The following is a 16,232-nucleotide window of genomic DNA, read 5'->3' on the forward strand; positions in this document are numbered from 1 at the left end:
AAACCTTCATGTAAATGAATGAAATAGATTCACTATGTGCAAAAAAGTCCCGGGCTGGTTATAAAACCAGCCCGGGACTATAGGACGAACGTCACTAAAATTCTTTGTCATAAAAGTGCATATCGTCCTGATGAGGGGTTATGCCGCCTGAACTGCCTCGGTACTTGCCGAATAGTTATCCGCAGTATCTACCGCACGCACATAGTATCGGGCGCCGTCGCGGTGGTCCACCGAATAGCTCGTACCAGTCACCGTTGCAATCGGACGATCATCGCGCAGAACCTGGTACTTCACATTACGTTCGGAAATACCCGACCAAGTCAGCTGATCCTTCGAGCCGTTCTTCGTCACCTTCAGGTTGCTCGGGGTAACCGGAGGAGCCACATCGCGAGGTGCGTAACGAGCGAAGCCAATAGTCGGCTGCACACCATTAGCACCCAGTGACTTACGGATATCGCCGCCAACCCACAGAGTGCCAGTAGAATCCACGAAGGACTCCCACACACCGTAGCCATACGCGCCGCTCATAATCGGTGCGAACTCCGGCAGCATCTTGCCGCTGTCCTTATCGAAGGCAGCTACCAGGCGAATAGTCTGAGCATCCTGTGCACTCTCCCACGCTTTCTCCCAAGTAGTTGAGTTCTGGTAGATGTAATCACCACAGTGGCACGCACCGTAAATAGTGTTGCCGTTCAGGTGCAGATCCTGGAAATCGCCACCCTCACGAGTAATCGCGCTATACGTGCGGCGCATGGTTGCCTTATCGTAACGGCTAATCATGTGCTCAGTACCGCCAAGCCACACCGAAGAACCAGCATCCTGAACGTCGAACTGGAAGCCCCACATCAGACGCTCATTCTTCAGATCATTCAGACGGGCACCTTCAGGAATATACGAAGGCTGGTGGTTCCAATTGCTGCCCTTCTGAGAGCCCGACTTCATGTGTGCAATACGGAAAGCCTCAGCACCATTGAGCTGAGTGAAGTAACCAGCGACGTACACATCGGTGTTGCCCTCAGAAGCGCTCACGCCGTTGACCGTACCGTTAAAGACCGGACGCCAGTTCCAGTCCACCTCGCCATTGCTCAACTTAATGCGAGCCAGGTTCCTAGCGTACGCATAAGTGGGGGAGGTCTGACCCTTCAGGTGAGTGAAGGAGCCACCAATATACAGGTAACCATCACGCACATGCAGAGTCTTAATCTGCACCGGGACAGAAGCAATGCGGCTCACCGGGCGGATATCCCAGTCCTTAGCGATCTGACCGGTCTGCGGATCCAGAATCACGAAGCCATTGTAGTACTCACCGTTCACCTGGGTGAAGGAACCGCCCACAGCAAGCAGACCGTTCGGCAGGGCCTCAACGGACTTCACCTGACCGTTAATCTTCGGGCGGAAGGAACGGCGCAGCTCGCCGGTACCCACCTCGTAACCCGCCAGGAACGCCTGCTCAACCTTCTCGCCGCTTGCCGACTCAACGTACGCGAAATCGCCACCGGTAAAGACAGCGCCACCAACCTCGGTGATAGCCTCAACCTGGGTGTTCATCTCACCCTTCTTGCCGGTGCCGGTGTCAGCGCTGGTGCGCCACTTCCACTTCTCAGAGTAGCTATTGGGTAGTGCGCGGCGATTACTTGCCGGAGCACCCTGCTGACCGTAAGCGTGCAGACCCTTAGCCGCCAAATCGTTCTGAGTCACCTTCGGGCGCAAGAACATCTGAGTGAATACCAGGGGAGGGTTTGTATCATTCGCCGGGCGGTAAATGTACGAGGACTGGTTGTTCATCTTGTACGCAGTCAGCCAGTTACCAATCTGGGCATGCACACCATACGAGAAACCCTGCTTATATCCCTGAGAGGCTTGCTCCACAAAGTACAAGCCGCGGAAGTCGTACGCATCATGGGAGAAAATACGACCCATCTGCGACTCGCGGGAAGAATAGTTATAACGAGTGTAGGGGTAAGGGTTCTTGATCGTAATATCAGACCAGTACATCCTCGCACGCAAAGACCAAGACCACTGGGGGCTTGCCACACGCTTAGCGGTGAAATCCTGCCACTTAGTTCCTTCAACATTCAACGAACGGTGGAAACGCACGCCATCCGCCAAATCCTGCGGGCGACTACCGTTCAATAGAGCATCCACCTTATTCGAGGGAAGCTGCACCGCATCAAAACCGGTAGGGTTCTTATACAGCTGGTCAGCGTTACCACGACCGTAGTAGTTCTCGGTCCAGCTCTCACGACCGCGGCCAATCATGACCCAGCCGCCACCTTCAGTTTCCTGATCGCAATAGAACTGCTCAGGAGCACTCATCGCAGGAGTGTACAGCCAATAAGCGCCGCTCTTAGCCTGCGGATTATTCTGCTTAACCTCCCAACAGCTGGCTGCGGCTCGCTCGCTCGACGAACCATCGTAGTAGCGCGCATCAGCAGCCTGAGCGCCCGAAGCAATTGGGCCCAAAGAAGCCGCAACCATCGCAAAAGAAGCCGCCGCCGCACCCAAAGCGCGGGAACCAGAACGAGAAGCTACGCGAGAGCCCTCAAAAGCGGAGGAAGCAACGCCCTGCGAACGCCCTCCACGCGTGAACGGAAGAAAATTCATTTGTCTCTCCTAGAGACCTCAACCGGCACATAGCAGAAAAATGCAATTCACACAGCAACACCCACCCAACACAAGGCACAGCATAGTGACCACGCATCGGGGAAAGAAGAAGCGGTATGAACTGCACTAACAGCGAGTCTGCTGCCGGAATCAGTGAGTGTAGTTATCGGAAATTGAATGAATACGCCCCACAACATCAGGCACGAAGCCAACAATGGCAACGCACCCGTACGAAGCGGAACGCTAAAAATCTGTGAAGCCTCCCCTGCCGTACCAACAGCGAAGAAACACCACAGACAAAGATTCAGCCCATCATCGAAAAGGACGGAAGCAACCCATCCGACGCAATGAATCCCAACCCATCATAGCCGCCACAGGGGCGAAGAGATAGCAAACTGGGAAATCCGGACCAAACCAAAACTATAGGGGGGGCATACACCCCGGGTGCACCACCGCCTGATCCGGACCCCGCAAACCCTGCAGAGCCCGAATCAGGCGGCGGCTCAAAGAAACTAGATCAGCAACCTGACCTAAGCCTGAGCAGCTCCCGTAGAAGCCGAGAAATTCTCAGACGCATCGATGGAACGCACGTAGTAGCGAGCGCCATCGGTGTGCTCAACCTCGTAGCTGGTGCCCGAGACCGTAGCAATCACACGGTCATCACGCAGCACCTGGTAACGGGTGCCCACCTCGCGAACGCCAGACCAGGACAGCTTATCGGTCGAGCCATCACGCTGAACCGACAGGTTCGACGGAGTCGACGGGGGAGTGATGTCGCGAGCCGCAAAGCGAGCAAAACCGACAGTGCGCTGCTCACCATTAGCACCCAGCGAACGGTTGATGTCGCCACCAACCCACAGGTTGCCGCGAGAATCCACGAAGGACTCCCACACTCCGTAGCCGCTAGCACCCTTCAGAACCGGGCTGAACTCGCCAACAACCTCGCCGCTGTCCTTATCGAACGCTGCGACCAGGCGCATACGGTGAACCGCCTTCGACTCCTTCCAGTAGGTGTGGTAGCCGGTAGAACCCTCAAAGAGAACGTCACCGCAGTGGCACGCACCGTAAATGGTGTTACCGCTCAGGTGCAGATCCTGCCAGTCGCCACCGTACTTAGAAATCGCGGTGGAGATACGGCCGTAACCGTTCTTCGAGTAGTTCGCAATCAGGTGGTCAGCACCAGCAGTCCACACGGTCGAGCCGGCATCCTGAACATCGAACTGGAACGCGTACACAATGCGGTCAGTAATGTTCAGCTTCAGCGACGGCTCCCACTCCCACTTAATGTTCGAAGCGTTAGAACCATTCAGCGCAGCCAGGCGGAAGGCACGCTGGTTATTCAGCTCAGTGAAGTAACCCGCAGCGTGAACAGTCGAGTTATCGGATGCAGCGGTAATACCGTTGACCGTACCGTTGAAGTTCGGGCGCCAGTTCCAATCCACCGCACCGTTCGAAAGATTAATACGAGCGGCACCACGAGAGTAAGCGTACGCCTTAGAAGTGTTGCCCTTCACGTGGGTGAAGTTACCGCCAATGTAGAGGTAACCATCCTGAACCAGCAGGGTCTTCACCTGAACTGCATCGCCATTACGGCGCTGAACCTGAAGATCCCACGTGCGGTCGATCTGGCCGGTGGTTGCATCCAGAATGACGAAGTGGTTGACCTTCTCGCCATTAACCTCGGTGAACTCGCCACCAACCGCCAGACGGTTATTCGGCAGAGCCTCAAGAGCCTTAATCTGACCGTTGAAAGTCGGACGGAAAGAGCGAACCAGTTCGCCCGAATCCACGTTATAGCCCGCCAGGTACGACTGGTCCACGCGCTCGCCACCAGCCGACTCCACATACTTGAAGTCGCCACCGGTGAAGACGGTGTCGCCCACCTGAGTAATAGCCTGAACGTAGGTGTTCATCTCGTTCTTCTTGCCGGTGCCAGTCTGCTCACTGGTGCGCCAACGAACGGGCATCGTGTAGCTATTCGGCAGAGCACGACGGTTGCTGGCGGCAGAGCCAGAACCAATCTGCGAGAAGTTCAAGTCACGCTGAGTCAGCTTCGGACGCAGGAACACCTGAGTAAAGGGGATGGAGTAACCAGCGGAACCACGCTTCTGGTAAATGTATGAATCCGGATTCTCATTACCGAAGTTCACCAGCGCACCGTACGCAAAACCAATCTGGTAGCCCTGGTTCGGGTTCGCGAAGAAACGAACAGAACTGGTGGTAATACCCGGAGCCATCTCCGAAGCATGACGACCCATATGAGCGGTGCGGTTAATACCGGCACCGGTGAACTTCACGGTGCCCCAGCGCTGACCGTAGCTCATTGCCCAGGTCCACTGCTCAGTCTGAGGACGCTGAACATAAACGTTCTGCCACTGGGTGCCCCTTGCATTGTGGGCACGGTGCAGGCGCATGCCGTCGGGAAGGTCCTGAGGCTTAATACCGTTCAGCAGCGCATCGACAGTGTTTGCGGGAAGCTGGACCGGGGTAAAAGCAGAAGGGCCCGTGGGGTTCTGATGCAGCTGGTTCGGGTCGCCGGTGCCGTTGTAAGACTCGGTCCAACCCTCACGACCGCGACCAATCATGACCCAGCCGCCGCCATCAGTTTCCTGATCGCAGTAGAACTGCGCCGGACCGCTCATCTGCGGGGTGTACAGCCAGTAAGTGCCAGAGGAGGCGGAAGGATTAACCTGCTTGACCTCGTAACAGGAAGCAGCCGCCTTATCGCTGCTGGAACCGTCATGGGTTCCGGTCGCAGCCGAGGCGGGAGTAGTAGGAGTAAGAGGTGCCGCAGTAAAAGCAGTACCAAAAGCGAGTGCGAAAGCACCCCACTTCTTAGCAGACCATGAATGGGCATGGCGCTTTTCAGCGGGTTTGTTCGTGTATGTGGTTGTCATATGCGTCTTTCTGATGCGACGTTCCGGAAGAAACATCGAAAGATACGGTGAATTTAGCGCACTAGAAAAACCGCAGTAAATACTGAAAACCTGAGGTTGGTTGGAAGAGGTAAACAGAATCCGGAAGGGGATATACTGTCTGGTTTTTCTGTAAGCGTTAATGATTAGGGTACAGGATTAAGCTGTGAAAATAATGGTGCACAAAGTGCAAAGATGCCCGTGAGTGTGTGATTTGCGCCCCATGCGATGAACGTTGTGGCACAGGAACAGACACGGAAGAAAACCATACTCAAATATCACCCACGAAAGCGACAATCGAGTGCAAAAAGGAATATATTCCGTCACAGAAGAGTACAAGAGAAAAATGCCAGAAAAAGCAGACAAGTCCTACAATGGAAAAGCCGCAAAAAACACCCCAAAACACACAAAAGCACCGTGAAATAAAGGCAAAACCACTCGGGTACCCAACCTCACGCAGGTACGTACCCAACACGGCACACATTACTGGCATACTCGCCAAAACCGGCAAACCCGCCAACCCCGAGGACCGCAGATTCAGGAGAACCCGTGAGCACCACCCGAAAATCTACCGCACAGCCCCTCGAGGCGCCCCTGCAGCCCCTCCTGAACACCCTCAACCAACTCAGTAACTGGGCGGCGATCCGCACCGCCGCCTCCGCACAGCCCAGCGAACGCAGTGCACGCACCCTCATCGGCGCAGTTGCTGGAACCCACGCCGCACTCATCGCAGACATCTCCACCGCAGTACGCGGTGCCACCGGTGAAGCGCTCAGCCTCATCATCGCCCCCACCGACCGCCAGGCAGAAGACCTCGCCGCAGCGCTGCGCTCCTACCTGCCTGCCGCCGACATCGCGCTCTTCCCCGCCTGGGAAACCCTGCCCCACGAACGCCTCTCACCGCGTTCCGACACCGTAGGCCGCCGCCTGCAGGTACTGCGCGCCATGACCGGGGATGCGGCTAACCGCCCGCAGGTCGTCATCGCGCCCGTGCGTGCCGTCATCCAGCCCATCGTCACCGGCATCGAAAAGCTCGAACCCGTGCACCTGGTTCGTGGCGAAGAATACCCCTTCAAGGATGTGGTGCGCGGCCTCAACGACGCCGCATACTCCCGCGTAGACCTGGTTGCCAAGCGCGGCGAATACGCCGTACGCGGCGGCATCATCGACGTCTTCCCGCCCACCGCAACTACCCCCGTGCGCCTCGAATTCTTTGGCGACGAACTCGACGAAATGCGCCACTTCTCCGTCGCCGACCAGCGCACCCTCAGCGGGGGAGAGGAGCTCACCGAACTCACCCTGCTGCCCTGCCGCGAACTGCTCATCACCCCCGAGGTCATGAGCCGCGCCGCACGCCTGAAAGCCGACTACCCGGCAGCCGCAACTATGTTCGAAAAGATTGCCGGCGGAATCTACGTCGAAGGCATGGAATCACTCACCCCGCTACTCATCGAATCCATGAACACCCTCACCGAGCTACTGCCGGCTGGGTCCATGATTATCAACGTCGAACCCGAGCGTGTGCGTGCCCGCGCCGAAGACCTCGTCGCCACCAACGAAGAATTCCTCGCCGCCGCCTGGGACACCTCCGCAGAAGCCGACGCAGTAGCACCCATCGACCTCGGACAGCTCCGCATGAGCGACAGCGGATTCCGCACCATCGACCAAACCACCACACAGGCACTCGAAGACAAACTCAGCTGGTGGGAAATCACCGAACTCGTCACCGACGCAGACCTGCTCGAAGACGCCGCCGCAGGCGCACTCGAAAACCAGAGCATCGCCGACGCCATCGAAGACGGAATCGACACCTACACCGTCAACGCCACCCCCGCAACCGCATTCAACGGCTCCGTCGAACGCATGCTCAGCCAGGTCGGCGACCTCATCCAGCAACAGTGGACCGTCCTCGCCCTCACCAACGGCCGCGGCTCCACCGACCGACTCATCGACCTCTTCCACTCCGGCGAAGGGGCACCCGCCGTACCCGCAGCCCGCCGAACCAGCCTCGAAGCCGACCCCGCCGGCGACCTCGAACACGGCATCGTCGAGGTCTGCGAGGCACCCGCCTCCGCAGGTTTCCTTATCGAGGAGGCTAAGCTCGCCGTCTTCACCGAAGCCGAACTACTCGGCCGCCGCGGAACCTACGCACCCCGAGGCGCCGCAGGACAGAAATTCAAGACGCGCCGCCGCCGCAACGCCGTCGACCCGCTCGCGCTGAATCCCGGTGACTACGTGGTGCACGAACGCCATGGCATCGGCAGGTTCGTCGAGATGACCTCCCGCCCGGTTGCTGGTGCATCCCCGGTCAACGGCGTGCAGCCCATGAAGGAATACCTTGTCATCGAGTACGCCCCCGCCAAGCGCGGTGGTGCGCCCGACCGCCTCTTCGTACCCTCCGACCAGCTGGATTTGATCTCCAACTACGTGGGGGGCGAGAACCCGAGCCTGTCCAAGATGGGCGGCAGCGACTGGGCTAAGACCAAGTCCCGCGCTCGCAAGGCAGTCAAGGAAATCGCCGCCGACCTGGTGAAACTCTACTCGGCACGCCAGGCCTCGCGTGGTCACGCCTTCGCCGCAGACACCCCCTGGCAGCGAGAGCTGGAAGAGTCCTTCCCCTACAACGAGACTCCCGACCAGCTCACCGCCATCCACGAGGTAAAGGAGGACATGGAGAAAGAAATCCCCATGGACCGTCTCATCTCCGGCGACGTGGGCTTCGGCAAAACCGAGGTCGCCGTACGTGCCGCGTTTAAGGCGGTACAGGACGGCAAGCAGGTCGCGGTGCTCGTGCCCACGACCCTGCTCGCCCAGCAGCACTACGAGACGTTCAGCGAGCGCTTCTCTGGCTTCCCCGTGAAGATTCGCGTGCTCTCCCGCTTCCAGAAGGCGAAGGAAACCCGCCAGATTACCGAAGAAATCGCCTCCGGCGCGGTGGACGTGGTGATCGGTACCCACCGCATTCTCTCCGACAGCGTAGTGTTCAAGGACCTGGGCCTGGTCATTATTGACGAGGAGCAGCGCTTTGGCGTGGAGCACAAGGAGAAGCTCAAGCAGATGCGCACCAACGTGGACGTGCTCGCCATGAGTGCAACCCCGATTCCGCGCACCCTGGAAATGTCGCTAACCGGTATTCGTGAGACCTCCACCCTGGCGACCGCCCCCGAGGAACGCCACCCCGTGCTGACCTTCGTGGGCCCGCGCACCGACAGCCAAATTACGGCCGCGATTCGTCGCGAGCTCATGCGTGAGGGACAGGTGTTCTTCGTGCACAACCGCGTGGCTGACATTGACGATGTTGCCGCCGAAATCGGCAAGCTCGTGCCGGAGGCGCGCATCGCCACCGCGCACGGCCGCATGAGTGAGTCGCGCCTGGAGCAGATTATCGTGGACTTCTGGGAGCGCCGCTTTGACGTGCTGGTGTGCACGACCATCGTGGAGACCGGCCTGGATATTTCGAACGCGAACACGCTCATTGTGGACCACGCCCAGAACTACGGCCTGAGCCAGCTGCACCAGCTGCGCGGACGCGTGGGTCGTGGCCGCGAGCGCGCCTACGCGTACTTCCTGTACCCGGTGGACAAGACTCTCGGCGAGATTGCCCACGAACGTCTGAAGGCCGTGGCGACCCACAACGAGCTCGGCGCGGGTCTGCAGCTGGCCATGAAGGACCTGGAGATTCGCGGCGCGGGTAACCTGCTCGGCGGCGAACAGTCCGGTCATATTGCAGGTGTTGGTTTTGACCTGTACCTGCGCCTGGTGGGTGAGGCGGTGGCGAACTACCGCGGTGAGAAGGAAGAACGCGAGGTCGAGACGAAGATTGACCTGCCGGTCAACGCGCATATTCCGCACACCTACATTGATTCGGAGCGTCTGCGTTTGCAAGCGTACCGCCAGATTGCTGCCGCCGATACCGAAGAGAAGATTGCGGAGGCTCGCGAAGAACTGGTCGACCGTTACGGCGAGCTGCCGGAGGCGGTAGAGAACCTGCTTGCCGTGGCGACGGTGCGTATGCACGCCCGTGCTGCCGGTATCCATGAGCTGGTGGTTCTGGGTCCGAAGGTTCGCGTGGTGACCGCTACGCCGTTGCCGGAGTCCCGTCAGATGCGTCTGAAGCGCGTGTACCCGGGGTCCACCCACGCTCAGCCGAAGGGCATGGATACCTGGCTGACGCTGGTGCCGCGCCCGAAGACCATGCCGGTGGGCGGTAAGGACCTGGTGGACGGCGCGATGCTGCAGTGGGCTGAGAAGTTTATTAACTCGATTTATTCGGAGAAGCCCCAGGCACTCGAGGACTAGAGACTAGAAGAATAGGGGAGCGCCCGGTCATACCGGGCTACCGCGTCAGAAAATGCTCGCCGTGCAGATTGCCACAATATGGCACATCTGCACGGCGAGTGCGTTTGCCCCACGCAGGCGGCATAGCTCACAATTAAGGCATGACTTCAACGGTGAACTATGCATCTCAGCGAATTGTAATTATTGGTGGCGGCCCCGGTGGCTACGAGGCAGCGATGGTGGCTGCCGCATCCAACGCGGACGTGACTCTGATCGAGCGTAATGCCATTGGTGGCTCCGCCGTTCTGACTGACGTTGTGCCCTCTAAGACCCTGATCGCTACCGCCGATATGATGACCCGCTTCTCCGAGGCAGGTAGCCTGGGCATCGAAAACACGAAGGGTAAGGCGCCGCAGCTTCGAGTTGATATGGACCGCGTGAACCGCCGAGTCCGCGACCTGGCTCAGCAGCAGTCTGCCGATATTAAGCGCGCCCTGGCTTCTGCGGGCGTGAAGATTATTCACGGTACCGGCAAGCTTCTGGACCGCCACACCGTCCAGGTAACTGACGAGGCGGGTCTGGTTTACCCCCTGCAGGCGGACTTTGTGTTGCTGTCTGTGGGTACGCATCCGCGTGAAATGGCGACCGGCATGCCTGACGGTGAGCGCATCCTGACCTGGACCCAGCTGTACAACCTCTGCGAGGTTCCCGAGGAACTGATTGTGATTGGTTCGGGTGTGACCGGTGCGGAGTTCGCGTCGGCGTATAACGGTCTGGGTTCGAAGGTGACTCTGGTGTCTTCGCGTGACCGTGTGCTTCCCGGTGAGGACGAGGACGCAGCCCGCGTGCTGGAGGACGTCTTCGAGCGTCGCGGCGTGCGAGTGATGCCGCGCTCGCGTGCTTCGGCTGTTGAGCGCACCGAGGACGGTTCCGGCGTCATCGTGACCCTGTCGGATGGTCGTAAGGTGTCCGGCACTCACTGCCTGGTGGCTATTGGTTCGATTCCGAACACTGAAGATTTGGGCCTGGAAGCAGCCGGTGTGGAGCAGACCCCGAGCGGTCATATTAAGGTGGACGGTGTGTCCCGCACGAGCGTGAACAGCATTTACGCCGCTGGCGACTGCACGGGCGTGTACCCGCTGGCTTCCGTGGCTGCGATGCAGGGTCGTATCGCTATGGCGCACATCCTGGGTGATGCGGTACGTCCGTTGCGCACCGATAAGGTTGCCGCGAACATCTTCACCTCCCCGGAGATTGCGACCGTGGGCGTGAGTGAGAAGGACCTTGCCGAGGGTGCTTACCGTGGTGACGCGGTGACCCTGCAGCTGAGCACTAACCCGCGTGCGAAGATGATGGCGATGCGTGATGGCTTCGTGAAGATTTTTGCTCGCCGCCACTCCGGCACTGTCATTGGCGGTGTGGTGGTTGGTCAGCGTGCTTCCGAGCTGATTTACCCCATTGCTCTGGCGGTGGAGAAGAAGCTCGCGGTGGACGACCTGGCGGATACCTTCACGGTCTACCCCTCGCTCTCCGGCTCTATTGCTGAGGCGGCACGCAAGCTACACACTCGCGGCCTGTAACCCGCGCATAGGTACCCTGGGCTTGTAGAGAGCCGGTATCTCTGAAATGCACAAAAGCGGCGGGGGTCGCCTCCTGAATTCCTAAGAATCAGGAGGCGACCCCCACCGCTTTGCCGTAGAGACGCGTTAGCTTGCGCGAAGCTTTACTTCGTGGTGCTGACTGCGTTCATGTCCACGTCACGGGTTTCGTGAGTGAGCAGGATGAAGACAACGCTCAGAATCGAGGCGAATGCCAGGTAGCCACCCACTGCAGCCACACCGTAGGAGGTGTTCAGCCACACTGCCACGAACGGGGTCAGAGCCGCACCGAGGATGGACGCCACGTTGTAGGCGATACCGCTGGCGGTGTAACGCACGTTGGTGGGGTACAGCTCCGGCAGGTATGCGGACATGGAACCGAAGGACAGACCCATCAGGCACATGCCGATGAAGATGAAGAGGGTGACCACTGCGGCGTTTGCGTTTGCACCGGTACCGACGACGGAGGGGGAGATGAACAGGCCGAAGGACAGACCGAAGACAGCCATAGCGATGGTGGTCCACAGCTGCTGGGTGCGGCGGCCGTACTTGTCAGCCAGCCAACCCGAGATCGGGATGAAGATCGCGAAGCCAATGATGGAGATCAGCTGAATGATCAGGAACTCGCGGTAGGGGATAGCCAGGCCGCCCTTGTCAGCCTTGCCGATACCGTAGGAGAGGACCCACGCGGTCATCAGGTAGAACAGCACGTAGCATGCAACCATGATGAAGGTACCCTGAATCATGGGCCACCAAGCGACCTTGAATGCCTCAACGAGCGGGGTCTTAACCTTCTCGTTGTTAGCGGCAGCCTTGGCGAAGACGGGGGTCTCCTCCAGCTTGAAACGCACGTACAGGCCGACAGCAACCATCACGATGGACAGCAGGAACGGAATACGCCAACCCCAGATGAGGAAGGGGTGATCAAGGTTCTTGCCGTCGGTTGCGGAGTTGAAGGTAATCCAGCTGGTCAGCAGCAGCATGAAGCCATTCGCAAGCACGAAGCCGATGGGTGCACCCAGCTGAGGCCACATAGCGGCGCGGGCGCGCTTGCCATCCTCAGCATATTCGCTGGCGAGCAGTGCCGCACCGGACCATTCGCCGCCCAGGCCCAGGCCCTGGCAGAAACGCATAATGGTCAGCATGGTCGGTGCCCACAGACCAATCTGGTGGTAGGTGGGCAGCAGACCGATGATGAAGGTTGCCAGACCCATGGTGAGCAGTGCACCGACAAGGGTTGCCTTACGGCCAATCTTGTCGCCGAAGTGGCCGAAGATTACGGAACCGAGGGGGCGTGCGATGAAGGCGACGCCGAAGGTGGCGAAGGACGCCAGAAGCTCGGTGGTTGCGTCCTTCGAGGGGAAGAACAGCACGGGGAAAACAGCCACTGCCGCGGTGGCGTAAATGTAGAAATCGTAGAACTCGATGGTGGTACCAACGAGCGAGGCGAGAATAACTCGACTGCGAGGAGTCGTATTCTTCACCGATGCAGCAGACGCTTTCGTGTCGGGTGCAGAGGCGCTCATGAGGAAAACTCCCGAGATGGTGAATTTGTGTGTACACGAGGAGCCTGAGGTGGGTGTTCCATGACCGGTCGGCGCGGGAGGCGGGTGTGCCGTGGGCGCGTACCGGGTGCCGTGACCGCACCGGGTGAGGTGGGTGGGTGCCGGAATCTGAAAGGCTCCTCTAAAGTGCAACATTATAACTCTGTTCAGAAAAGACCCAACAAATACGGTCACTATCTGGACGTAATCGCAATAGGTACTCGCTCAAACCCCACAGAAACAGACAAGAGTGCATACAGAAAATCCCCCGGGCGGTACGAGATTTTACCTCGTATCTACCCGGGGGATTCGTAAAACCTATAGCGCTCGCAGGGGCGAGACTACGCTAGCGAGAGTTACTTGATGGTCGCCAGCACCGCACCGGAGGTGACGGTATCGCCCGGCTTAGCCGACAGACCAGAAACCTTACCCGCCTTGTGCGCGGTAATGGGCTGCTCCATCTTCATCGCCTCCAGCACCAGAATCAGGTCGCCCTCAGCAACGGTGTCGCCGTCAGAAGCGGCAACCTTCACGATGGTGCCCTGCATGGGGCTGGTCAGCTCGTCGCCGCCACCCTTCGCCGCGCCGCGTGCCGAACGGGACTTGCGGGTCTTGGCGGCGGGCTTAGCGGCAGGCTTGGTGCCGCCACCCAGATCAGGCAGGGACACCTCCAGACGCTTGCCGTTGACCTCAACGACCACGGTGGTGCGCTCATCCTCATCCGAATCCACGCTACCGGGAGCACCGGAGTACATGGGGATGGTGTTGTTGAACTCGGTCTCAATCCAACGGGTGTGCACCTTGAACTCGCCGCCCTCAGCCGGTGCGAAGGCGGGGTCATCCAGCACGACGCGGTGGAACGGGATGACGGTGGGCATACCCTCAATGCTCAGCTCAGCCAGGGCACGGCGGGCACGCTGCAGAGCCTGCTTACGGTCCGCGCCGGTGACAATGAGCTTAGCCAGCATGGAGTCAAAGTTACCGCCGATAACGTCACCAGCAACGAAGCCGGAATCCCAGCGAACACCGGGGCCGGTGGGCACGGTCATCTTCTCGATGGTGCCGGGTGCGGGCATGAAGGAACGGCCCGCATCCTCACCGTTAATACGGAACTCGAAGGAGTGACCTCGCAGAACCGGGTCCTTCTCCTCAATTTTCTCGCCGCGAGCAATACGGAACTGCTCACGAACCAGGTCCAGACCGGAAATCTCCTCGGAAACCGGGTGCTCCACCTGCAGACGGGTGTTCACCTCAAGGAAGGAGATGGTGCCGTCGGTGCCGACCAGGAACTCACAGGTGCCGGCACCCTGGTAGCCGGCCTCGCGCAGAATCGCGCGGGACGCCTCGTACAGGCGCTCGTTCTGCTCATCGGTCAGGTAGGGGGCGGGCGCCTCCTCAACGAGCTTCTGGTTGCGGCGCTGCAGGGAGCAGTCACGGGTAGAAACCACCACAACGTTGCCGTGCGCATCCGCCAGGCACTGAGTCTCAACGTGACGGGGCGAATCTAAGAAACGCTCGATGAAGCACTCGCCGCGACCGAATGCCGCGGTAGCCTCACGAACAGCGGACTCGTACATCTCAACAATGCTCTCGCGGTCGCGGGCAACCTTAATGCCGCGGCCACCGCCACCGAAAGCAGCCTTCACTGCGATGGGCAGGCCGTGCTCATCAGCGAACGCGACAACCTCATCGGCGGACTTAACGGGATCCTTGGTGCCGGGCACCAGGGGAGCACCCACCTTCTGCGCGATGTGGCGTGCCGCCACCTTATCGCCCAGCTGGGTAATGGACTCGGGGGAGGGGCCAATCCAGGTCAGACCCGCGTCGATGCACTTCTGAGCGAACTGCGCGTTCTCGGAAAGGAAGCCGTAGCCGGGGTGTACAGCGTCAGCGCCGGAGCGGATAGCAATCTCAATGAGCTTGTCCATCACCAGGTAGGACTGCGCCGCGGTGGCACCGCCGAGAGCGTAGGCTTCATCGGCAAGCTTCACATGCTGGGCGTCGCGGTCCGGGTCAGCGTAGACGGCGACGGTCTGCAGACCCTCATCGCGGGCTGCACGAATCACGCGGACAGCAATTTCACCGCGGTTAGCGATCAGAATCTTGCTGACCGGGCCGGTGTGACGGCCGGGGACTGCAGTAAATTTCTTGGCGGCTTCTGCCTGGTGCTGAGTCACTTAAAGCTCTCCTTTAATCTCCTGCTCCAAGGATACATCGGCAGGATTGGCGAATATAACGCGCATCATACTGTTCTATCTTATCGATTGGTGTTCAATAATGTGTATTTCAGGGCGCGCTTTGAGACAGATTTATACGATTGCGCTGGATCTAATCTTCATTTTGGGGCGCCAGCCACAGCTCGGTTACCGCGACCTCGCGGCGGCGCAGCATATCGCGTAGCGCGTGGATGGACAGGCCCACCACCGTGTGGAACTCACCCTCAATACCGCGAATAAACGCCGAACCGTAACCGTCCAGGGTGAAGGAACCGGCTACCCAGAGCGGCTCGCCGGTAGCAATGTACGCCTCGATTTCCTCGGGGCTGAGCTCATCAAAGTGGACGGTGGCGCTACGTAGTTCAGAAACGGTGGGCAACTCAGAAGTTGCAGGCGGTTCAGTGCCCGGCTCAATACCGCGCAAATCCACTAGAGCGTGACCGGTGTGCAGCACGCCGTGGTTGCCGCTCATTGCGCTGATGCGCTCGCGTGCCGCCTCCGCCGTGTGCGGCTTGCCGTAGGCAACACCCTCAAACTCGAAGACCGAATCGCAACCCAGAACCAGCGCATCGCGCACACCCTCGGCGGCGAGTTCAGCGGCAACTGCCTGTGCCTTCAGCTGCGCCAGCAGGGATGCGGTTTCAGCCGGGGTGAGTCCCGCACGTCCCTGTGCTCGCGCCTGTTCGTTGGCGGTAGCGAGTGCGGCGTCCTCATCTACGGAAGAGACGCGCACCGTGAACGCGATGCGGGAGTCTTCCAGGAGCTTGCGGCGCGCCGGGGAGGCAGAGGCAAGAATCAGTCGGGTTGATGAAGCGCTGGTAGTCATGGGTTCTATTTTAGAGCGTTGTTGGGGAGCTTTACTCTCGGGTGCAGGTTGAGGGTCACTGGGTGGAACCCTCTGCCGGTGCGTCAGCGTTGAACACGGGGCATTCGCATAATCTGGGGGGATCTGCGGGAGGGTTGGAGTGCCGAGCCGAGGGAAACAATGAGGGGCATAAAACCGGCGGGCATAAAAAGAGCGTGTCCCATCCCCCTCAACCACGTAGGAGATGGAACACGCCGTTCAAAATCATAACT

Annotated in this window: 7 protein-coding genes; 2 read left to right on the forward strand and 5 right to left on the reverse strand. The window is 59.3% G+C overall.

Features of this window, described 5'->3' with window-relative positions:
- Positions 1-138: 138 nt before the first annotated feature.
- Both RQ593_RS04290 and RQ593_RS04295 read right to left on the reverse strand, forming a co-directional pair.
- Positions 139-2,604 (reverse strand): fibrinogen-like YCDxxxxGGGW domain-containing protein, encoded by a 2,466-nt coding sequence (locus tag RQ593_RS04290; RefSeq protein ID WP_294642749.1) that lies wholly within the window; start codon positions 2,602-2,604, stop codon positions 139-141.
- A 530-nt stretch (positions 2,605-3,134) separates the two neighbouring features.
- Entirely contained in the window at positions 3,135-5,501 is a 2,367-nt protein-coding gene (locus RQ593_RS04295) for a fibrinogen-like YCDxxxxGGGW domain-containing protein (RefSeq protein WP_311449892.1), read from the reverse strand.
- A 567-nt stretch (positions 5,502-6,068) separates the two neighbouring features.
- Between RQ593_RS04295 and mfd the strand changes: the two genes are divergently transcribed.
- Complete coding sequence (gene mfd, locus RQ593_RS04300; protein WP_311449893.1) at positions 6,069-9,818, forward strand: transcription-repair coupling factor; 3,750 nt, start codon at positions 6,069-6,071, stop codon at positions 9,816-9,818.
- Positions 9,819-9,958: 140 nt separating this feature from the next.
- A complete protein-coding gene (locus RQ593_RS04305) occupies positions 9,959-11,377 on the forward strand; it encodes an NAD(P)H-quinone dehydrogenase (protein ID WP_049355047.1) in 1,419 nt (472 codons plus the stop codon).
- 143 nt (positions 11,378-11,520) lie between these two features.
- Here the strand turns inward: RQ593_RS04305 and RQ593_RS04310 are convergent, their stop codons facing one another.
- The 3 genes from RQ593_RS04310 to RQ593_RS04320 form a co-directional block, all read right to left on the reverse strand.
- Complete coding sequence (locus RQ593_RS04310; RefSeq protein ID WP_297605922.1) at positions 11,521-12,921, reverse strand: MFS transporter; 1,401 nt, start codon at positions 12,919-12,921, stop codon at positions 11,521-11,523.
- A 374-nt stretch (positions 12,922-13,295) separates the two neighbouring features.
- Positions 13,296-15,116 (reverse strand): biotin carboxylase N-terminal domain-containing protein, encoded by a 1,821-nt coding sequence (locus RQ593_RS04315; protein ID WP_297605924.1) that lies wholly within the window; start codon positions 15,114-15,116, stop codon positions 13,296-13,298.
- A 151-nt stretch (positions 15,117-15,267) separates the two neighbouring features.
- A complete protein-coding gene (locus tag RQ593_RS04320) occupies positions 15,268-15,981 on the reverse strand; it encodes a nucleoside triphosphate pyrophosphatase (protein ID WP_303983552.1) in 714 nt (237 codons plus the stop codon).
- Between the last annotated feature and the right edge of the window lie 251 nt (positions 15,982-16,232).

The sequence above is a fragment of the uncultured Rothia sp. genome, from assembly GCF_963507905.1.
In the GTDB taxonomy this organism is placed as follows: Bacteria; Actinomycetota; Actinomycetes; order Actinomycetales; family Micrococcaceae; genus Rothia.

Excerpts from the sequence above, each read along its gene's own strand:
- RQ593_RS04290 (WP_294642749.1), bottom strand. The coding sequence starts at position 2,604 with ATGAATTTTCTTCCGTTCACGCGTGGAGGGCGTTCGCAGGGCGTTGCT.
- RQ593_RS04295 (WP_311449892.1), bottom strand. The coding sequence starts at position 5,501 with ATGACAACCACATACACGAACAAACCCGCTGAAAAGCGCCATGCCCAT.
- RQ593_RS04305 (WP_049355047.1), top strand. The coding sequence starts at position 9,959 with ATGACTTCAACGGTGAACTATGCATCTCAGCGAATTGTAATTATTGGT.
- RQ593_RS04310 (WP_297605922.1), bottom strand. The coding sequence starts at position 12,921 with ATGAGCGCCTCTGCACCCGACACGAAAGCGTCTGCTGCATCGGTGAAG.
- RQ593_RS04320 (WP_303983552.1), bottom strand. The coding sequence starts at position 15,981 with ATGACTACCAGCGCTTCATCAACCCGACTGATTCTTGCCTCTGCCTCC.